This window comes from Streptomyces sp. NBC_01077, assembly GCF_045162855.1.
Classification (GTDB): Bacteria; Actinomycetota; Actinomycetes; order Streptomycetales; family Streptomycetaceae; genus Streptomyces.
The window spans coordinates 8,682,532-8,702,022 of sequence record NZ_CP108669.1 but is presented as its reverse complement, the minus strand read 5'-3'; the positions used below and the strand labels follow the sequence as shown (position 1 = coordinate 8,702,022).

The 19,491-nt window shown below is 69.6% G+C and carries 17 protein-coding genes; 10 read left to right on the top strand and 7 right to left on the bottom strand.

What is annotated here, in order from left to right:
* Positions 1–2 precede the first annotated feature (2 nt).
* Complete coding sequence (locus OG462_RS39020; protein WP_406065357.1) at positions 3–974, top strand: antibiotic biosynthesis monooxygenase; 972 nt, start codon at positions 3–5, stop codon at positions 972–974.
* Between the two features lie 109 nt (positions 975–1,083).
* Here the strand turns inward: OG462_RS39020 and OG462_RS39015 are convergent, their stop codons facing one another.
* Positions 1,084–2,610: an FAD-binding oxidoreductase gene (locus OG462_RS39015; RefSeq protein WP_406065355.1), complete on the bottom strand. Its 1,527-nt coding sequence runs from the start codon at positions 2,608–2,610 to the stop codon at positions 1,084–1,086.
* A gap of 394 nt (positions 2,611–3,004) precedes the next feature.
* On the opposite strand from OG462_RS39015, the gene OG462_RS39010 reads away from it, so the two are divergent.
* The 4 genes from OG462_RS39010 (at position 3,005) to OG462_RS38995 (ending at position 5,323) form a co-directional block, all read left to right on the top strand.
* On the top strand, positions 3,005–3,160 hold the full coding sequence (locus OG462_RS39010) for a DUF6131 family protein (RefSeq protein WP_356683572.1): 156 nt from the start codon (positions 3,005–3,007) through the stop codon (positions 3,158–3,160).
* Positions 3,161–3,243: 83 nt separating this feature from the next.
* Positions 3,244–3,996, top strand: coding sequence for a VOC family protein (locus tag OG462_RS39005; protein ID WP_406065353.1), 753 nt, complete (start codon positions 3,244–3,246; stop codon positions 3,994–3,996).
* Complete coding sequence (locus tag OG462_RS39000) at positions 3,996–4,820, top strand: ribonuclease BN (protein ID WP_406066882.1); 825 nt, start codon at positions 3,996–3,998, stop codon at positions 4,818–4,820. The genes OG462_RS39005 and OG462_RS39000 overlap by 1 nt, the downstream gene beginning before the upstream one ends.
* Before the next feature lie 149 nt (positions 4,821–4,969).
* Positions 4,970–5,323, top strand: a complete 354-nt coding sequence (locus OG462_RS38995) for a PRC-barrel domain-containing protein (protein ID WP_406066881.1) — start codon at positions 4,970–4,972, stop codon at positions 5,321–5,323.
* A gap of 109 nt (positions 5,324–5,432) precedes the next feature.
* On the opposite strand, the gene OG462_RS38990 is transcribed toward OG462_RS38995, so the two are convergent.
* Positions 5,433–5,618 (bottom strand): CsbD family protein, encoded by a 186-nt coding sequence (locus OG462_RS38990; RefSeq protein WP_406065351.1) that lies wholly within the window; start codon positions 5,616–5,618, stop codon positions 5,433–5,435.
* 187 nt (positions 5,619–5,805) lie between these two features.
* On the opposite strand from OG462_RS38990, the gene OG462_RS38985 reads away from it, so the two are divergent.
* Positions 5,806–6,687, top strand: a complete 882-nt coding sequence (locus OG462_RS38985) for a potassium channel family protein (RefSeq protein ID WP_406065350.1) — start codon at positions 5,806–5,808, stop codon at positions 6,685–6,687.
* Between the two features lie 18 nt (positions 6,688–6,705).
* Here OG462_RS38985 and OG462_RS38980 read toward each other — a convergent pair whose 3' ends face one another.
* From OG462_RS38980 to OG462_RS38960, 5 genes are all read right to left on the bottom strand, one after another.
* Positions 6,706–6,981, bottom strand: a complete 276-nt coding sequence (locus OG462_RS38980) for a hypothetical protein (protein ID WP_406065348.1) — start codon at positions 6,979–6,981, stop codon at positions 6,706–6,708.
* A 195-nt stretch (positions 6,982–7,176) separates the two neighbouring features.
* The gene (locus OG462_RS38975) at positions 7,177–8,019 is read right to left on the bottom strand and encodes a hypothetical protein (RefSeq protein WP_406065346.1); all 843 of its coding nucleotides are present in this window, start codon (positions 8,017–8,019) and stop codon (positions 7,177–7,179) included.
* 88 nt (positions 8,020–8,107) lie between these two features.
* Entirely contained in the window at positions 8,108–8,959 is an 852-nt protein-coding gene (locus tag OG462_RS38970; protein ID WP_406066880.1) for a universal stress protein, read from the bottom strand.
* 199 nt (positions 8,960–9,158) lie between these two features.
* Positions 9,159–10,151 carry a helix-turn-helix domain-containing protein gene (locus tag OG462_RS38965; protein WP_406065344.1) on the bottom strand — a complete coding sequence of 331 codons (993 nt, stop codon included), beginning with the start codon at positions 10,149–10,151 and terminating at the stop codon, positions 9,159–9,161.
* Between the two features lie 137 nt (positions 10,152–10,288).
* On the bottom strand, positions 10,289–14,023 hold the full coding sequence (locus OG462_RS38960; RefSeq protein WP_406065343.1) for a S8 family peptidase: 3,735 nt from the start codon (positions 14,021–14,023) through the stop codon (positions 10,289–10,291).
* A 229-nt stretch (positions 14,024–14,252) separates the two neighbouring features.
* Between OG462_RS38960 and OG462_RS38955 the strand changes: the two genes are divergently transcribed.
* The 4 genes from OG462_RS38955 (at position 14,253) to OG462_RS38940 (ending at position 19,467) form a co-directional block, all read left to right on the top strand.
* Positions 14,253–15,785: a gluconokinase, GntK/IdnK-type gene (locus OG462_RS38955; RefSeq protein WP_406065341.1), complete on the top strand. Its 1,533-nt coding sequence runs from the start codon at positions 14,253–14,255 to the stop codon at positions 15,783–15,785.
* Positions 15,786–15,817: 32 nt separating this feature from the next.
* Complete coding sequence (locus tag OG462_RS38950) at positions 15,818–16,735, top strand: cyclase family protein (RefSeq protein WP_406066879.1); 918 nt, start codon at positions 15,818–15,820, stop codon at positions 16,733–16,735.
* A gap of 148 nt (positions 16,736–16,883) precedes the next feature.
* On the top strand, positions 16,884–18,464 hold the full coding sequence (locus tag OG462_RS38945) for a GMC oxidoreductase (RefSeq protein ID WP_406065339.1): 1,581 nt from the start codon (positions 16,884–16,886) through the stop codon (positions 18,462–18,464).
* 163 nt (positions 18,465–18,627) lie between these two features.
* A complete protein-coding gene (locus OG462_RS38940) occupies positions 18,628–19,467 on the top strand; it encodes an SDR family oxidoreductase (RefSeq protein ID WP_406065338.1) in 840 nt (279 codons plus the stop codon).
* Positions 19,468–19,491 lie beyond the last annotated feature (24 nt).

Below are 19,491 nucleotides of genomic sequence, written 5' to 3'. Positions count from 1 at the left end.
TCATGAACACCAAGAAGTTCGAAGACACCGCCGCGACGGCGATCATCGGCCAGAAGGTCGTTCCCGGAGCGGAGCGGGAGTACGAGATATGGCAGGAGGACGTCAACGCCGCTGCCGCCCACTACACCGGGTTCCTCGGAGCGGAGAACGCCCCGCCGACAGCCCTGCAACCCGACTGGGTCGTCGTCTACCGCTTCGACTCGATAGCCCATCTGCAAGCGTGGATCAACAGTGCGACGCGGCAGGGGTTCCTCGACAGCGGCAGAAGATTCTTCGACGGTCCCGCGACCCAGCAGGTCGTCACCGGTGGCACGGAACCGACGGATCCGCTGGTGACCGTGGTGGTCACCCACCGGGTCCATCCGAACAGCGTCGACGACTTCCTCGACTGGCAGCACCGCATGACCCAGGAGGAGAGCGCGTTCGAGGGCTTCCGCGGAACCGAGCTCTTCCGTCCGATCGAGGGACTTCAGGACGAATGGACCACGCTGTACCGATACGACAACGCGGAGCACCTCGATGCCTGGCTGACGTCGACCAGGCGGCAGGAACTGCTCGCCGAGGGAGAGCGGTTCAACGACTTCAAGCTGCGCACGATCGACAACTCGTTCGGCAGTTGGTTCGCCTTCGACCAGAACGGAAGAGAAGCACCTCCGCCCTCGGAGACCAAGACCTCCATCGCGGTCTGGGTCGGGCTGTACCCGACCGTCGTGCTGCTGTCGCTCGCCCTCCATCCGCTGGGGATGCCGTTCTGGCTCGGGCTCCTGGTGGGCAACCTGCTCTCCAGTTTTCTCATGAGCTTCGTCACGATGCCCTACTACGTGAACCGGCTGCTCAGGCGCTGGCTGCGGCCGTCGCCCGACGAATCGCCGACGAAGACCAACCTCATCGGCCTCGGCATCGTCGCCGCGGTGACCGTCTTGTGGGCGGTTCTCTTCTACCTCGTCACGACCCAGTTCTGGACGCTCCCTTGAGTACGGCAGACAGCGGGACGACGCCCGCGCCACCCCGCCTCGATCACCGTGAGCGTGTGAATGCTCCGGCCGGTCACGGACGTCAGCCGGTCGGGCGCGGCCGGCGGTCTCAGACGCGGGGCCGGCCGACGGCCTGCTGGTAGCGGAACAGACCGGCCGGATCGTAGCGTCGCTTGACGGCGACGAGGCGGTCGTAGTTGCCGTCGTAGTAGGCGTGTCGCCAGTCACGCAGGTCGGGGTCGGGGAAGTTGACGTAGGCCGCGTGGGTGGACAGGCGGCGGCTGAGCATGTGATGGGCGGTGCGCGTCTGTTCCAGCAGGGCGCGTACCTCGCCGGGCGGAGTGCCGGGCTTCCAGTGGGTGCCGATGTCGATCACGAAGGTCGCGCCGCGGTGGGGGTAGGCCGTCTCGTCGGGACGGGGCGCGGCACTGTCGCCGCCCATGGCGAACAGGGTCACGTAGCCGGTGGCCCGTGCGGGTCCCGGCCGCCAGCCGCGCGTCCAGTCGGCGACGGCGGCCACCGTGTCGGGAGCGGGCCACTCGTCGGGGACGAGGGACTTGGAGGCGTAGGCCTCCTTCGCTCCGAGGGGTTCCATGAGGTAGTCCTGCGCCTGCCAGAATCCGCGCTCCTCGATGAATTTCCGCGTCGGTCGCAGCTGCAGAAGCGGCCTGAACAGGCGTTGCAGGGCGTTCTCCTCGCCGAGCCGCTGCCCGAGGAGCCAGAGCGTGGTGGTGCCGTCGCCGGCGTGCTTGAAGCCGACCCGGACGTCGAAGTCGTTGTCGTGGTCGGCGTCGACGATGCAGCGCAGTTCCTCCATCACCCGGACGCCCGCATCCAGCGCGAAGGTCAGGTCGAAGACCGTGGCGCGCAGCCCGGCGACGGACACGGCGTCGAAGACGAAGCCGGTGTTGATGCCGAAGTTGCCGCCGGCTCCGCCCCGGCAGGCCCAGAACAGGTCGGCGTTCTCGTCGTCGGCCGCCCGTACCAGCGTCCCATCGGCGAGCACGACCCGGGTCTCGGTGAGCCGGTCGCAGGTCAGACCCCACTTTCGGTCGTTGAACCCGAGCCCGCCGCCGAGGGTCAGGCCGGCGACGCCGACTTCCGGGCAGCGCCCACCGGGGAAGTACAGGTTGGCCGCGCGGGCCGCGTACACGTCCGAGTTCGTGGCGCCGCCCCCCAGACGGAGCCGCCGCCCCTGTGGGACGACGTCCTTCAGCGCGCGCAGACTGATCACCAGACCTGGGGTGGTGGAGTAGCCCGCGTAGTTGTGCCCGCCGGAGCGAGGCGCGAAGGGAACGCCGTGCTTGGCGCACCACCGGATCGCGGTCGCCACGTCGCCCTCGGTCGCGCAGGCGAGGACGCCGGCCGGGCGGACGGATGCGTAACGCTGGTTGTCGGGAATCGCCCGTGCCGCGTACTCCGGACCCCCCGGGCGGTAGAGACCGGCACCCGGGCTGAGGCTCCGCCTCAGTTCACGCCACGCGGCGGGCTCGACACCCTCGCCCACGAAGAGAGGGCGCGCGGCGGCCCTCTCGGCGGAGGCGGCGCCCGCACGCCCGCCGCCGAGCCCGATCAGACTTCCGGCGACCACGACGGCGGCCCCGGTTCGCAGTACTTCTCGTCGGCCGGTCTCCACAGGCGAACCCCTTCGAGGTGAGCTCGGACACCGGGCAACAGGTCCGGGCACAACGGCAGCGGCCCTGGTTGCGGGGCCGGATCCACGATGGGGGCACACCGGGATGGTTACTCACCGTGACACCGGCAGACTGCTGCAATTCACGCGAATGCGGCGAACACTTCCCGCACGGCTGATCACCCCGCCCGGCTGCAGGGCCGCGGCCCGGCGGACGACGGCGACGAGCACGAAGAGCTGGTGATCATCCGTGCCGAGTACCTCTGACGACGGTTCCCACGTCACCGCGCCCGTGACCGCCCCCGCCTCGTCACGGCCGAACGCTTCTTCCCGGAGGCCATGAGCGGAGGAGAAACCTACCCTTGAGGGGAAACGCTCAGCAGAATCGGAGGACACCATGATCGTCCTCGGCATTATCCTGCTCGTCATCGGATTCGTGGCCGGCATCAGCATTCTCTGGACCATCGGGATCATCCTCGTGGCCATAGGCGCCGTCCTCTGGATCATGGGTGCGGTCGGTCGCGAAGTCGGTGGGCGCCGGCACTACTGGTAGGCAGCCGTCGGCGACGTACGAGGGTGACGGCTGTGTCGACGTCGAGCCATGAGATCGCAGGGGCCCCGTGTTGGGTCAGCCTGATGGCACGGGACATGCTGTCCGCGCAGGGTTTCTACAGCGGCGTGCTCGACTGGGAGTTCAGACCGAGTCGACTCGGTGACGGTTTCGCGGTCGCCTTTCACGAAGGGGCTCCGGTGGCGGGTGTCGGGGCGCTCACGAAGCGTTTCGACATCCCGGTGGCGTGGACACCGTATTTCGCCGTCGTCGACGCCGACGTCACGGCGGCCCGGATCCTCGAACGCGGCGGCACCATGGCCGTGGGGCCCCTCGCCTTCCGTACCGGCCGGGCGGGCTTGGCCGCCGACCCGGCAGGAGCCGTCTTCGGCTTCTGGGAGGGCGCCGTCGTCCCGGACTGGTCGGTCGGTCGTGGGCGTGCTCCGGCCTGGCTGGAACTGCGTACGCGTGAGGCTTTCGCCGCCTCGATCTTCTACGGGGAGGTCCTCGACTGGGCCGGTGAGCGACCCGGCTGCTGCGTGGCGTCCTACGAACACGATCGTGTCGTTCTGCGCCATGGACACGACACCGTTGCTTTCATCAGCGGCGGAGCACTCGAAGAGGCACCGGACCCCGAGGTCCGCCCCGACTGGCACGTTCACTTTCCCGTGCTCGACCTTGAGGAGACGCTCGAGACCGCCAACCGGACGGGAGGCGACACCGTCTCTCCCGTACACACCTCCCCCACGGGCCGGTGGGTCGATCTCGCCGACCCGGAAGGGGCGCACTTCACCGTGGTCGCCCCGCATGAACCACCTGGCCATGCGCCGGCACGATGATGTGCTCCCGTCCCGACGGGCGTCGGTCCCCGTTCCAGCGGATGCGCAGCGTGATCCGCCGTTTGCGAGCCGGGCACCGATGGGGACCGGTGAGCGATCTGGAGCTGTGGCAGCGCTCGCTGGGTTTCGCGGCACTCGGGTTCCTGACGCTGGTTCCGCTTCTGATCGTCGTGTCCGCGGCGGGTGCGGGGAGCGGGAAGGGGTTCGCGCAGTGGCTCGGGGACGGCCTCGGAGTGTCAGAGGCCGCCAGGGCGGAGATCGAGCGGTTGTTCGCGCTGCCGGGGCAGGTGCGGCGGACCACGACGGCGTTCGGCCTCGCCCTGCTCGCCGTGTTCGGCCTCTCGTTCGGCACCGTGGTGCAGAGCGGCTACGAGAAGGTCTGGGATCTGCCTCCGGCCCGCTGGTGGGCCCGGTGGCGGCACGTACTGTGGCTCGCGGTCCTCATAGCGGTCCTCTACGTGTTCGCGGTCCCCTCCTTCTTTCGCGACATTCCGGCCCATGGCGTCGTCACCCTCCTGAGCGGCGTCCTGTTCTTCTGGTGGTCGCAGCGACTGCTGCTCGGCGGCCGGGTCGCGTGGCTCGCCCTGCTTCCCGGGTCGGTGGCCACCGTCCTCGGACTGCTCGGGCTCAGGATCTTCTCCCGGCTCGTCTTCTCCCCGTTGATCGCGTCCAGCGCCGTCACCTACGGCCCGTTCGGAGCTTTCCTCGTCATCCAGACCTGGCTCGTCGCCGTGGGCGTGGTCGTGTTCGGCGGTGCGCTGACCGGCCGCCTGATCGAGGGCGAACGGCCACGCCTGACGACCGCCCTGAAGCGGCGAGGGTGATCCTCAGAACCTGCCGGTACGGGTCCGGGCGCGCGTCGGCGGTGGTGACGACGGGCGGGCAGTCGGGTGGGAGTATTCGGCTCCCGCTTCGCCCTCGCCGGAATCCGGCACATTCTCCGTAGTCCGTCACACACTGGAGAGGCATCGTGGTGAGCGAAAGCGACATCTGGGTCTACCACCCGAGGGCTGGATACCAGCAGGGAGTCGATCTCATCGGCTACAAGGTCGAGGCCACCGACGGCAGCATCGGGAAGATCGACAGGCATTCCGAGGAAGTGGGTTCCTCCTACCTGGTCGTCGATACCGGGGTGTGGATCTTCGGCAAGCACGTGCTCCTGCCTGCCGGAACCATCAAGCTGATCGACACCGCGGAGAAGAAGGTCCACGTCGACCGGACGAAGGACCGGATCAAGGACGCCCCGGAATTCGACGAGGCCGAGTACGGCGGCGAACCCACCTACCTCGAGCAGTTCGCCCGGTACTACGGGCAGCCGCACATGTAAGAGCGGGCGAACCCGTTCACAGCCGGGCGTTCTCCGCCCACAGCCGCCCCTGCCCCCCTCGGCGGGAGGCAGGGGCCGACGGCTCCGACGCCCGGACCGCTCGCCGGGTCTACTTTTCGGGGTCCAAGGAGTCGCGGACGCCCTTGGCGCGCTCACGGACCGCGTCGCCGGCTTCCTGCGCCTTGCCCTTCATCTGGTCGGTCTTGCCTTCCGTCTCCAGGCGCTTGTTGCCCGTCGCCTTTCCGGCGGCTTCCTTCAGCTTGCCCTTCGCCTTCTCCGTACCTTTGCCAGCCATGACGGGTCTGCCCCTTTCCTGTCGATTAGTTCCATGGGCCACGCTAGTCACACACCGGGAATCCCGCCCGCCGTGCCGAGCCCGGGGGCAACGTCCCATCGGGCTAACGTCAGCGGTACGACGGAGGTGTCCGGCTGCGTGAGAAGTCCCATTGGACGGCCGAACCGAGCGAAGGGGCCGAGATCGAGTGGAATGGTCGCTGTCGCTGCTGGGTGCGGCACTGGTGGTGTTCATGCTGCGCGAGGTGTTCCACACGCTGTGGCATCCGACGCGCCACGGCGGGCTGAGCAGGCTGGTGATGACGACGCTGTGGCGACTCTCCGGTCACCTCGGCGGCCGTCGCAGGGCAGCCGGACTGTCGGGCCCGCTCGGCATGGTGTGCGTCGTCTCGATCTGGGCGCTGGCCATCGCCGTCGGGTGGGCGCTGCTCTACTGGCCGCATATGCCGGAGGCCTTCACGTACTCCGCCGGGCTCGAGCCGTCGGCTCACGCGGGCCCCGTGGACGCCCTGTACGTCTCGCTCGTGACGCTGGCGACTCTCGGTCTGGGCGACATCGCACCCACGACGGGCTGGCTACGGATCCTCGCGCCGCTCGAGGCGCTGGTCGGATTCGCCCTTCTGTCGGCGACCGTGACCTGGGTGCTGGGGCTCCACCCCGCGCTCGCCCGACGCAGAACTCTGGCTTTGCGCCTCTCTCACCTGCGTCGCACGCACGCGACCACCGAGGCACTCGACTCCGACGCCGGGGTAGCCGTCCTCGACAGCGTGGCCGCCGACCTGTGTGTCGTGTCCATCGACTTCCTGCAGTACCCCGAGTCGTACTACTTCTACGACGTCGACGATCGCGCGTCGCTTGCCGAGCAGATCGGCTACGCGGCCGAACTCGCGGGGTACGCGGCGAAGGCCCGCCACCCCGACGTCGGTCTCGCCGCCGAAGCCCTGAACGCGGCACTCGAGGATCTCGCGATCATCCTGGACGAACTGTTCCTCCATACCGAAGGAGGCACGGGAAGCATCCTGGACGCGTACGCCGCCGAACACGGCATCAAGCCGGGGACGCGGCCCTGACACCGTCCGCTCCACAAGTCAGGCAACCGGTGGTGGCTCGCTGACGGAGACAGGGCCGACGACGGTCAGGGGCACCCCTCGGTGGCTGCACAGGCGTCGAGCTCGGGCCAGGACGCTGAGGGAGGCCGGCGATGGATCGGCAGTGGGCAGTTGCACCCTCACGCGAGCGTACGGGTGGAGCGTGAACAGGAGCATCTCGATCTCCAAGGTCGCCGCGGCGCGGCTGGAGATGTCGAGGTCGCGCGTGATCCGGAGGTGGAGGACGCCTTCCTCCATCGCGTATCTGATCAGCATGACACCTCCTGATCGTCCCGACAGTCCGCCCCCTGCCGCAGGAGACTCTGTGTGCGACGGGGGACGGTACTGCCATTATCGGGGTCGATGACGTGCGCCGCACAGGACGGCGCCATCCGTGCAGCCGGCCCCGTACGAAACGCGGCGATCGTGCGTGCCAGGCGTCGCGGGCCAGGAGGGACTTTCGGACACGCCCTAGGGACGTTCGAAGGCCTGGAGCACACCACCGAGGGAGAAGCAGAGCGCACCGCACAACGTCCCCCAGTTGGCGATGTCGGTGTTGACCAGGCTCTGGGTGGCGGGCCGGGTGAAGGCGGCCAGTGCGGCGACCATGAAGAGCACCGACCCGACCTGGTTCACCGCGACCACCCACCAGCCGAGGCTGCGCGAGCGGACGCAGGGCCGGGAGCGATGGCAGATCTCGACGAACGCGAGATGACCCGAAACCAGGAACAGCACGCACCCGATCACGTCGGGAGTCCAGATCAGCCGGTTGGTCTGCTGGACGGTGAGCCCCTGCAGGAAGGAGTCGAGCAGGTTGACTCCGAACACGAGCGTCCCGGCGAACAGCACGAACGTGCTGAGCCAGTCCACACGCATCGGCTCGTATCCCCACCACCGCCAACCGGCCGTGGCCAGTGGGCCGCCCCCCGGGGAGTGACGAGGCGCGTTCAGCACCTGCAGGAGCGAGGTGTAGCCCCCGAGGGTGAAGAACAGCCCGCCCGCGAAGTAGATCGAGGCGCTCTCGACCGGGTCGCCCGAGCCGAACTGGGCGACCCCGGCGCCGAGAGCGAAGAGCATTCCGCCGAGGAAGAACGCGCCCGAGGCGATGGAGTTGAGCCTCCGAAGACGGCCGAGGGCCTCGGCGTCGGCAGTCGGGGACACGGCGACCGTGCCCGCGGGGCCGCGGACGGACAGCGCCCCACGCTTACGCGCGATCCGCGACTCCCATACCACCGTCTCCCCTTCGGGGCGATGCCAGGTGAGCCGGGTGGTGAACGGTCCTGCGCCTTCGGCGCGATGCTCAGGCGGTTCCACGACACGAGCCTAGTTCCAGCTCCACTGCACCGCAGACAGTGAAACGTGGACGTTGTCCTGTCTCCCCGAGCGCCCGGTCTCCCGCCTGTCAGGTGTGCGGCACCACGGCCACAGGGCAGGAGGCGTGGTGGATGACGGCGTGGGTGACCGATCCGATGTGGGCGCCCCTGGCCGCCCTGCGCCGACCGACGACCACGAGGCGCGCGTCCGACGCGGCCTCGATGAGATGCTCGGCTGCCCGTCCCGGAGCTGACACCTCCGTCACCTCCGTCGACGGAAACCTGTCCCGGAAGGGCCGAACCGCGCTGGAGAGCGCTGCCGCCATGTCGTCCTTCGCCGCTGCCGTGGCGTGGTGGACGAAGGACGCATGCCACGTGTGCACGATTTCCAGCGGGACGCGGTGCCGCCCGGCGAAGTCGAACGCGAATTGCAGGAGCTCGTCCTTGACTTCGTTCACATCGAGACCGAGGACCACTTTCCGGCGGCTCTTCCCATCGGACGCACCGGACGTGTCCTTCTCGTATCCGGGGCGAACGAGAACCACCGGACGCTCTGCTTCCGCGACGACTTCCTGCCCTACCGAACCGACGATGAACCCGCGGACGCTACCGAGCCCATGAGAGCCCACGACCAGCAACTCCGCCTGGGATGCGGCGGCGAGCAGCACGTCGGCAGGGGCGTCCTCGACCTCGTCGGCGGTCATGGCGAGGTCCGGCTGCCGGGAACCGACACGCCGCTCGGTCGCGGCCAGCACGCCTTCCGCCGCACCGGCACGGTCTTCGTGCGACACCTTCATCGCCCCCAACTGATGCTCCGCCCACCGCGTGGCGTACACCAGTCGCAGGCCGTCGCCGCGCAGCGCCGCCTCGTCGGCGGCCCAGTCCACCGCCGCCACGCTTCCTTCAGAGCCGTCCACTCCCACAGTGATAGGCCGGGACATGCCGCTCTCCTCGCTTAGGACCATCGTCGACAGGCCCTCACAGGGGCGCCGATGGGCATCCTTGTGCGAGGGCACCTGGTCCAGAAGCTACCGAGTCACCGAAGCCATGGTGTGCACAGCGTTCGGCGACGCTGACGAAGTACCCCGTCTGGCGGATGACACCGGCATGCCGGCCCTTTCGCAGGGCAGGCGGGGGAATTCAAGGAACCTCTGCCCAGCCGTTTCGCATGGCGTGGGCTCCTAGCTGCATCCGGGTCCTGACTCCGGCCAGGTCCATGAGGTGGCGCAGGCGCCGGTGCAGCGTACGGGGTGACAGACCGAGTTGTGTCGCGGCGGTCACGTCCGTCAGACCGGCCAGGAGCAGGGCGAGGATCCTTCGGTCGAGGTCGGTGGGGCCTTCCGCACCGACCTCGACGGTGGGATCGGCCTCTCCGCCGGTGCCCGACAGTTCGAGGGGGCGGGCAGTGCGCCACACCGTCTCGAAGAGTGCGTCCAACGCGTCCAGGAGGCCACTGCGGTGCAGCAGCACGGCGCCGGGTTCTCCGGCCGCTGTGACCGCCAGCGGGACGAGTCCGAGGTCGGCGTCGGCCAGAACCAGTTTCATCGGCAGTTCGTCGGCGACACGCAGGTGCACGCCCTTGCCCAGGGAATCGATCGCGTCGTCGATGATGCCGGGTTCCGCCAGTACGGCCCGGTCCAGCACGGCACGGAAGTGCACACCCCGGCCGATGGCCACGGGCTCGGCCGTGTTCTCGTCGGGCGGCAGGGCGACGAACGGCGCGGTGATGAAGGACCGGACCTGCGTGCGGGCCGCCTGCTGCACCTGGAGGAAACGGTGCCGGATGGCGTCGACGCCCGTGACGACCTCGATCAGGTCGCTGATGCTGCTCCCGGTCATCGCCGCCCGGTGTTCCTCGGCGAAGGTCACCAGAGCATGCTCGGCCATGCGCAGCCCGTCCCTGCGCTGGCTGATGAGCGCGCCGAGCGCCATGGCCGGCGGCGCGGCGGTGAACTGTTCGTCCGCCGACCTGGTGGCCAGTCCCCACTCGACGAGGCGGGACAATGCCTCATCGGCCTGGGCCTGCGACAGGACGGCAAGTTCGGCGAGAAGGATCGCGGTGGAGTTCGGCCGTCCGAGCAGCGCCCGGTAGACGCGCTCGTCATCGGGATCGAGGCCAAGAACATCCAGCATCGGCGATCGACTCTCCTCCGCTTGCCGCAGCGGGGAGAGTATGCGCCAAGGCGGCAGACCTTGAATAGTCCCTGCTGGGAGCGGCTGTGAGGGGAAGGGCCCCGGGGAGTCTCCTCCCCGGGGCCCGACGGTGCGGTTCATCGCAGTCCGTACGCCCGGATGATCTCGTTCCTGACGCCGAAGCCGCTGTCCGTCCCGGCGCTCGCGCGGAGCGAGACGAAGCCGCCGGGCTTCCTGGCCGTCCTGAACGAACCCGTCCAGGAGCCGTCGGCCCGCTTGGCCAGGGTCACCTTCTGCCAGCCGGCGCCGTCGTCGTACGAGACGTCCAGCGTCACTTCGGTGACGGTACCCGGCACGGTCCCGAGGTTCATGGACACCGGCTTGAGCACGATCTTCTGGTTCGTGCCTGCCTTGACGTCGCCGTGCAGGTCCGTCTCCAGCTCGTAGTCCAGGTTCAGCACCGAGAACGGCTCGAAGAAGTCCGAGTCGACGGTGTCGGACGTGAAGGTCCACTCGGAGTGGGTGCGGGTCGACAGCCGGAAGACGTCACCGGGTCGTTCCACGTCGAGGACGGCGCGGTAGGGAAGCTTGCCCGCCGGTACCTCCACCCATTGCATGTCTCCGCTGACGGGGTTGTCGTGGATCAGCGTGTCACCCTGGAAGATCTGCAGGTGGGACGGTGTCTCGCCCCACGGCAGGTAGCCGCCGAGACGCATGGTGTCGCTGGCGGAGGCCCACGCCTGCACGTTCCAGGTCATGTAGTTCTGCCAGCGGGAGTTGTACACACCGAAGGACTCGCTCTGGGCGGGCCGGGTCGCCGGGGCGAACCAGTCCAGGCGGGTGGTGCTGCCCTTGGCGTACGTGTTGTCGCCCGACACCATCGACCACGGCAGCGGTCCGTCGACGCCCTGCGTGTGGAACTCCCTCCAGACCTGGCCCGGGGTCACCCACTCGGTGCGGGTGCCCGGGTGCCACTCGAGCTCGGGCATGTTGAAGGACGGGCTGAGGGTGAAGTCGGACCGGTAGCCTTCCGCGAGCCGCCCGCCCGCCGCCGCGTAGTAGCGGGCGTCGATCCGGGCGAGTTCACCCTTGCTCGGCTTGTAGACGAGGGCCCGGTCCGGTACCCGGCCGGGGTAGTCCCGGGTCAGGTCGTAGACGAACGGCGTGTGCTCGGTCTGCTTCACGGTCAGCTTGAGGTGGCCGGCCTTCGCCATCGAGACAAGGCCCTTGCCCGCGTCGCGGTGCACGGTGGCGACCGGGACGGCCGACTCGCCGACGTACTCCATCAGGCCACCGACACCGTCGTTGATCACGATCAGCGCCTTCGCGCCGGCCGCGACCGCGGCCTCGGTGCGCTCCTGCGGCGAGACCTCGTCGCTGCGCTCGACGACGACGATCTTGCCCTTGGCCGTGACCTTCTCGTACGCGGCGGCCGCGCCGTTGCCCGCGTAGGCGGCGTGCAGCGTGTCCGTGCCGGTGCCCAGTGCGCTGCCCGCCTGTACCCGCGCCTCGAACTGGAGTCGGCCGCCCCACGTGCTCAGCCCGAGCTGCGGCTCGCCCTTGCGCCAGCGGGTGACCAGCATGAACTCACCCTGCTTCATCGCCTCCGTCGGCGCGACGTACACGTCGTCGTACGCCGGCGGCAGCACGTACGCGCTGCGGTAGTCCATGTACGGGTCGAGGCCCTTGTAGTGGACGTTGAAGTCGACCTTGCGCTGGCGGTCCTCGGTGCGCTGCGGCGCCTCGGTCTGCAGCAGGCGTGCCTTGCTCGCGTCGAGGACGACGTCCGCGGAGCCGTCCTTAAGCACGGTCTCCGGGTCGACCAGCACGGCCAGCCCGGAGCGGTCGGCCTTCTCACCGGGCACGTCGACGTACCCCGCGACGGTGTACAGGCCGGGCGCCATGCGCATGGTCGTCGAGCCCTCGACGTAGACGTTCCACGGCCAGGGGTCGCCCGCCAGGTTGATGCCGACCCAGCCGGCGGCGGGTTTGCCGTCCTTGCCGACCAGCTTGATGTTCAGGTCGTAGCGCTCCTCCTCCTTGAGCAGCGCCATGGACGTGCGGGTCACCGACCGACCGGTGGCCGCGTCGGTGGCTGTCACGTAGCCGACGTGCCGGCCTGCCGAGGCGGTCCGCGGGTCACCGGTCACGGGGACGACGGCGGTGCCGCCGGCGGGGACGGTCACCTTGGCCGCTCCCAGCGTGAACGGCCCGTCGTCGTCGGTCAGCGTCAGGTTCAGGGTGGCATCGGCCGCACCGGTGTTGGTGAGGGTCAGGTCCTTCGTGACGGCGACGTCGCCCGGCTCGTGCGGCCAGGTGTAGTTGCCGAAGAAGAGTGACCCGGTGGCCCGGACCGTGGTGCGCACGGCGGCGGCCACGTCGAGACGGCCGGTGCCGACCTCGTACGGTGAATAGCCGCCGTCCAGGCCCTTCGCGGTGCTCGTCAGGTGTTCCTTGAGCTGCGCGCCGGTCCAGTCCGGGTGCTGCTGGGCCAGGATCGCCGCCGCGCCCGCTACGTGCGGGGTGGCCATCGACGTGCCGCTGATGGTGCGGTAGAGGCCCTCCCCACCATCGGTCATCGACTGAGACCGGGCAGCGGTGATGTCCACGCCCGGCGCGGCGATGTCCGGCTTCATACCACCGGAGTAGGCCAGTGGGCCGGTGCTGGAGAAGGACGCGAGCCGGTCCTCCTTGTCGGTGGCGGCCACGGTCAGCGCCGACGCCGCCGCACCCGGGGCCGAAACGCTCTCCGGACCGGCGTTGCCGGCGGCTATGACGAACAGGGTGCCGTACTGCGCGGACAGTGCGTCGACCGTCTGCGACATCGGGTCGCTGCCGTCCGTCGGGTAGGAGTCGCCGAGGCTCATGTTGACGACGTCGGCACCGGACTCGGCGGCCCACTGCATGCCGGCCATGACCCAGGAGTCCTGGCCGTAGCCCTCCGCGCCGCCGAGCACCTTGCCGACGTACAGGTCGGCGCCGGGCGCGACGCCCTTGTTGTCGCCTCCGGAGGCGGCGCCCGAGCCGACGATCGTGCCGGCCACATGGGTGCCGTGCCCGTTGACGTCGGTGACGCCCTCCCCCGGCACGAAACTGGCCGTGCCGTCGATCAGACCGGCGAAGTCGGGGTGGTCGGCGTCGATGCCGGTGTCGAGCACGGCCACCTTGACGCCCTTGCCGGTGTAGCCGGCCGCCCAGGCCTCGGGCGCGCCGATCAGCGGCACGCTCTCCTTCAGACTGGCCTTCACACGACCGTCGAGCCACAGCTTCGCGACTCCGGCCCCCAGCCTGTCGCTGCCCTGGGGCGCCACGGAGGTCCAGAAGGTGCGGGTCTGCCGCTTGTCGGTGCTGAGCACCGCGCCGCGGATGCCCTTGAGCTTGCGGGTCAGCTTGCTGCCGCGGGGAGCCGTCGGCTCGGTCGCCGCGCGGGACGTCGGCTCGGTGTACGTCGCGATCAGCGGTACGGCGGCCGACTTCGCGTCGTCGTACCCCATCTCGATCAGGTCGGTGACGTTGAACAACCGCCGGTCCAGCGTGTCCGTTCCCAGCAGCGGTACCGCCTCGTCCGGGATGACGAACAAGTCGCCCTTGATCTCCTGGAGTTTCACGCCGCCGACGGCGCTGTCGGGCCGGTCGACGTCGGCGATCTGCTTGCCGTCGGCGGTCGTGGTGACCGTGACGACGTCGCCGGTGACAAGGGTGACCTTGTGGGTCGCCGAGGGCTTGGCGGGGACGGTGGGCTTGGCCGGTGCGGCGTGTGCGGGTGCCTGCAGAACGACGAGCCCCGAGGCCAGCAGGGGCACCGCGGTGGCCGCCGAGATCAGCTGCCAGCGCCTGCGCCGGAAGGCGGAAGGATGAGAAGGGGAGTCCATGCCATGGGTCTATCGACCGGTGAACGCCGTCGTGAAGGTCTCATGGCGGCAAGTCCTCGCCATGGCAAAGGCTTGTCAGTCGTGAACCACGCGATTCCGGGCGGAAAGCCGCGGTACGGACGGGGATGCCGACATGCGCCGGGGGACGACGGGGGTCAGATTGGAGGTATCCGGCCCACCGGACGGAGACGCCTCGGCGGGCACACGACGTGGAGGAGCCTGTCGGACCATGACACGCGATGAAGCGACAGGGGAGCCGCCACGGCTGGTTCTCGTCGTCGGCGTGGCCGGGTCGGGCAAGTCGACCGTGGGGCGTCTTCTCGCTGAGCGACTGGGCTGGGCGTTCCGCGACGCGGACGAGTTCCACTCCGCGGCCGATCGCGCCAAGATGGCCGCCGGCCACGCCCTCACGGACAGCGACCGGAAGCCGTGGCTCGAAGCGGTCGGGGCATGGATGGACCGGGTGGCCGCGGCCGGTCGGCGGGCCGTCGTAGCCTGCTCGGCGCTCAAGCGTGACTACCGGGACAAGCTGCTGGCAGGGCGTCCCGACGCTGTTCTGGTGTACCTGCACGGCTCGCGCGAGCTGCTGGAGTCCCGGCTGGCCGCGCGGCACGGTCACTTCTTCCCGGCGGACCTGCTGGACAGCCAGCTCGCGGTCCTCCAGGAGCCGGAGCCCGATGAGCACCCGTTGGTGGTGGAGATCGACCGGCCTCCGGAGGCCGTCGTCACGGCCGTGCTGGCGCTGATGCGCCGGGACTCTGGTGTCGGGGTACCGGCGGACGGCTCGGGCACGGAGCGGGCCGCCGTCCACGCCGTCGTGCGCGAGGGCTCTTCCGCGTCCGCCGGCCCCACGGGCGGGACGTGGCGGTTGGTCCGGGGAGAGCAGAGCGTGGAAGTGGTCCAGTTGGGCGGCGCCCTGCGCGACTACGTCGTGAACGGCAGACCACTGCTCGACGGGTTCTCCACGGGGTCCACCATCACGGGCGGGCGCGGGCAACTGCTCGTCCCCTGGCCGAACCGCGTGGGCGGCGGACGCTACCGCTTCGACGGCAGGGATCTGCAACTCCCCCTGACCGAGGTGGAGAAGGGCAACGCGATCCACGGACTGCTGCGCTGGACCCTGTGGCAGCTGCTCGCCCGCACCGACGACTCGGTGATGCTCGGCACGACGCTCTGTCCCCAGCCCGGATATCCGTTCCTCCTCGATGTCCGTGTCGAGTACCGGCTGGGGCCCGACGGGCTCAGGACGGCGGTCCGGGCCACCAACACCGGTACCGGACCCGCGCCTTACGGTGTGGGTCAGCATCCCTATCTCACGGTCGGTACGGATCTCGTCGACAGCGCCGTGCTGACCGTTCCCGCCCGGAACCTGCTGCGTACCGACGACAGGGGCCTGCCCATCGGCCTGGAGCCCGTCGACGGCACCCCGTACGACTTCCGCACCGCCCGCCCCATCGGCGACCTGCGGCTGGACACGGCCTTCACCGGCCTCGACCGCGACCCCGACGGGCGGGCGATCGTGCGGCTGGCGCACCCCTCCGAACCGCGGGGCGTCGATCTCTGGCTCGGCGAGGGAACCCGCTGCGTTCAGGTGTACACGGGCGACACCCTGGCCGAACCCGGACGGCGGCGACGGGGAGTCGCCGTGGAGGCGATGTCCTGTCCACCGGACGCCTTCCGTAGCGGCTCGGACCTCACCGTCCTGCAGCCGGGCGCGACCCACGTGCTCCGCTGGGGGCTGAGCCCATGGGGGTACGCATGACCCCGTCCGAGGAGCCACCGACGGCGAGCGGCATGACCGCGCAGGAATTCCGGGCGCTCTACGAGCGGCTCCGGAACCAGGCGGCGCCGCCGGTGGTGGACGGCCGGTGTGGCGCGCTCCGCCATCTGACACCTGAGCGGGTGGCGGCGGCCGCCGCGGAAGTCCGCCGCGGACGCACGGTGTCGCTGGAGGCTCCGATCGAGACCGTACCGGGCCCCGACGACCTTGAGCCCGCGGTGCACCGCATGACCGGCCCCAGTCCGCGCGATCTCGGCTCTGACGCGCTCCACTTCGCCACCGATCGCTTCGCCATGAACGTGCACGGCGACGCGGACAGCCATCTCGACGCCCTCTGTCATGTGGTGTTCGACGGGGAGCTCTACGGCGGGGTGCCCGCGAGCACCGTGACCGCCGAAGGGGCCCGCCGGCTCTCCGTCGGCCTGCTCGAGAACGGCCTCGTCGGCCGGGGTGTCCTGCTGGACATCCCGCGGCTGCGTGGCGTGCCCTGGCTGGAACCGGGCGACCATGTGACCTCGGGCGACCTGACGGCCGCCGAGGCCGCGCAGGGGGTCCGTGTCGGACCGGGCGACCTGCTGTTCGTCAGGGTGGGGCATCGTCTTCGGCGCACCGAACTCGGGCCGTGGGACTCGGCCGAGGCACGGGTGGGTCTGCACCCGACCGCCATGGAGTTCCTGGCCGAGCGCAAGGTCACCGCTCTGGGCGGGGACGGCAACAACGACACCGCGCCCAGCGTGGTGGAGGACGTCGCCTTCCCCGTACACGTCCTGGCCATCCACGCCATGGGGGTCCACCTCATGGACTACCTGCAGTTCGAGGACCTCCTCCCGGTCTGCGCCCAGGCCGGGCGCTGGAGCTTCCTGTGTGTGGTCGCTCCCCTGCGGCTGACCGGAGCCACGGGGTCGCCCGTGAACCCCATAGCCGTGCTGTGAACCGGACGGGTGCCGGGGAACGCCGCTCCGGTCGCCGTCCACGAGGAGCGCGGCTACGTTCGAGAGTGGTGCCGCCGGACCCTCGCCCCGCGGGGCACCAGGTGCCTGACACCAGGTCGGGGCCATGATTCCAAGGACGGTGGTCGCCATGGGCGACGCCCCTCACTACGACGTCATCATCATCGGAACCGGCGCCGGCGGAGGCACTCTCGCCCATCGGCTCGCCCCGTCCGGCAAGCGCGTCCTCCTTGTCGAGCGCGGCGGCTACCTCCCGCGTGAGCGGGACAACTGGGACTCGACGGCCGTGTTCGTCAGGGGCAAGTACCGTGCGCCGGAGTTCTGGCTGGACAGGAACGGCGACGAGTTCCCGCCCGAGGTCAACTACTACGTCGGCGGCAACACCAAGTTCTACGGGGCCGCCCTCTTCCGGCTGCGTCCGGAGGACTTCGGCGAGATCCGTCATCACGGCGGCATCTCCCCCGCCTGGCCGATCCGGTACGAGGATCTGGAGCCGTACTACACACAGGCCGAGCACCTCTACCTCGTTCACGGACGGCACGGCGAGGATCCCGGCGAAGGCCCGGTGAGCGCGCAGTACGCCCATCCGCCGGTGGAGCACGAGCCGCGCATCCAGCAGCTGAGCGACGATCTCGAGAAGCGTGGCCTGCACCCGTTCCACCTGCCGATCGGGGTCGATCTGACCCAGGAGGACGGGGGGCGGGCCAGCCACTCCAGCGTCTGCATCCGATGCGACCGGGTCGACGGCTTTCCGTGTCTGGTGCGCGGGAAGTCCGACGCCGAGGTGATCTGCGTGGGACCGGCCCTGGAGCACCCCAACGTCGAGATGGTCACGCACACTCAGGTGGTCCGCCTGGAGACCGATGCCCGGGGCCGCAGGGTCAGCGCGGTCGTCGGCCGGCTGGCGGACGGTTCGGAGGTCCGGTACACGGCGGACATGGTGGTCGTCTCCTGCGGGGCGGTCAACTCCGCCGCGCTGCTGCTGGCCTCGGCGAACGAGCACCATCCGCGTGGCCTCGCCAACAGCTCGGACGTGGTCGGCCGGTTCTACATGCGGCACAACAACCTCGCTCTGATGGCGGTGTCGAAGGAACCCAATGACACCCGGTTCCAGAAGACCCTCGCCCTCAACGACTGGTACCTGGGCGCGGACGACTGGGACTTCCCGTTGGGCGGCATCCAGATGCTGGGCAAGTCGGACGCGGAACAGATCCACGGCGAGGCCCCCCGGTGGGCCGGTGCGGTGGCACCCGACATGCCGTTCGAGGTGCTGGCTCATCACGCCGTCGACTTCTGGCTGTGCGGTGAGGATCTCCCCCTGTCCGACAACCGGGTCACTCTCGACGGCGACGCCCGTATCCGTCTCGCTCTCGACGAGAAGAACAATGTCGAGGGCTTGCGGCGGTTGAGGCGCAAACTGCAGGGAATGCTGGGCCACCTCGGCATGCACGAGCAGCACCTGCTGTCCCGCAGCATCTACCTGCACAAGGGCATGCCGATCGGTGCGACGGCGCACCAGGCGGGCACGGTCCGATTCGGCACCGACCCCGCCGCCTCCGCGCTTGACGTCGACTGCAAGGCCCACGACCTCGACAACCTGTACGTCGTCGACACGAGCTTCTTCCCGAGCATCGGCGCGGTCAACCCGTCCTTGACGGCCATCGCCAATGCCCTGCGGGTCGGCGACCACCTTCTGGCCCGGCTGGGTTGAGACCGACGGCCGGCCGCACCCCCGTCCGGACGAAGATGCTGGGCCCAACGGCCTAAAGGCGATTCCGAGGAAATGCCGTCCGCCTCATCGGGTGATTGCGTGAGAGACCCGGCCGCCCCGGCCCCGGGCCCGGCGTGACCGTGCAACGAGGAGGCAGGACGGCATGGAGTCCACAGCGGGTGCCCCACAGGGCGTGATCCCGGCGCGATTGCTGCACGGCCAGAAGGCTCTGGTCACCGGTGCCAATTCGGGCATCGGCAAGGCCACGGCGATCGGTCTGGGCCGAGCGGGTGCCGACGTGGTCGTGAACTACGTGGCGGGCCGAGAGGCCGCCGAAGAGGTGGTCCGGGAGATCGCCTCGTTCGGCGTGCGCGCCGCGGCGTACGAGGCCGACGTGTCCCAGGAGGACCAGGTCGTCGCCATGATGGACCGCATGGTCCAGGAGTTCGGCACCATCGACGTTCTCGTGGCCAACGCGGGACTGCAGCGGGACGCCCGGCTCACGGAGATGACGCTCGCCCAATGGCAGAAGGTCATCGACGTCAATCTGACCGGTCAGTTCCTGTGCGCACGGGAGGCGACCAAGGAGTTCCGGCGCCGGGGCGTGGTCCCCGAGGTCTCCCGCTCCGCCGGGAAGATCATCTGCATGAGTTCGGTGCACCAGCTCATCCCCTGGTCGGGCCACGTCAACTACGCGTCCTCCAAGGGCGGGGTGCAGATGATGATGCAGACCCTGGCCCAGGAGCTGGCACCCGAGAAGATCCGGGTGAACGCGATCGCCCCGGGGGCGATCAAGACGCCGATCAACCGCGCCGCCTGGGAGACGCCCGAAGCGCAGAAGGACCTCCTGCGGCTCATTCCGTACGACCGGATCGGCGACCCCGAGGACATCGCCCACGCCGTCGTCGCACTCGCCTCCGACCTCATGGACTACGTGGTGGGAACCACCCTGTACGTCGACGGCGGCATGACCCTCTTCCCGGGCTTCGCCACGGGTGGATGACGCTCTCCCAGACAGTCACCTTCC

Coding starts and splice junctions, on each gene's coding strand:
- OG462_RS38970 (WP_406066880.1), bottom strand. CDS start 8,959: ATGTCCCGGCCTATCACTGTGGGAGTGGACGGCTCTGAAGGAAGCGTG.
- OG462_RS38980 (WP_406065348.1), bottom strand. CDS start 6,981: ATGCTGATCAGATACGCGATGGAGGAAGGCGTCCTCCACCTCCGGATC.
- OG462_RS38950 (WP_406066879.1), top strand. CDS start 15,818: ATGACCGCGCAGGAATTCCGGGCGCTCTACGAGCGGCTCCGGAACCAG.
- OG462_RS38940 (WP_406065338.1), top strand. CDS start 18,628: ATGGAGTCCACAGCGGGTGCCCCACAGGGCGTGATCCCGGCGCGATTG.
- OG462_RS39000 (WP_406066882.1), top strand. CDS start 3,996: ATGTGCTCCCGTCCCGACGGGCGTCGGTCCCCGTTCCAGCGGATGCGC.
- OG462_RS39005 (WP_406065353.1), top strand. CDS start 3,244: ATGGCACGGGACATGCTGTCCGCGCAGGGTTTCTACAGCGGCGTGCTC.
- OG462_RS39010 (WP_356683572.1), top strand. CDS start 3,005: ATGATCGTCCTCGGCATTATCCTGCTCGTCATCGGATTCGTGGCCGGC.
- OG462_RS38945 (WP_406065339.1), top strand. CDS start 16,884: ATGGGCGACGCCCCTCACTACGACGTCATCATCATCGGAACCGGCGCC.
- OG462_RS38965 (WP_406065344.1), bottom strand. CDS start 10,151: ATGCTGGATGTTCTTGGCCTCGATCCCGATGACGAGCGCGTCTACCGG.
- OG462_RS38990 (WP_406065351.1), bottom strand. CDS start 5,618: ATGGCTGGCAAAGGTACGGAGAAGGCGAAGGGCAAGCTGAAGGAAGCC.
- OG462_RS38955 (WP_406065341.1), top strand. CDS start 14,253: ATGACACGCGATGAAGCGACAGGGGAGCCGCCACGGCTGGTTCTCGTC.
- OG462_RS39020 (WP_406065357.1), top strand. CDS start 3: ATGAACACCAAGAAGTTCGAAGACACCGCCGCGACGGCGATCATCGGC.
- OG462_RS38960 (WP_406065343.1), bottom strand. CDS start 14,023: ATGGACTCCCCTTCTCATCCTTCCGCCTTCCGGCGCAGGCGCTGGCAG.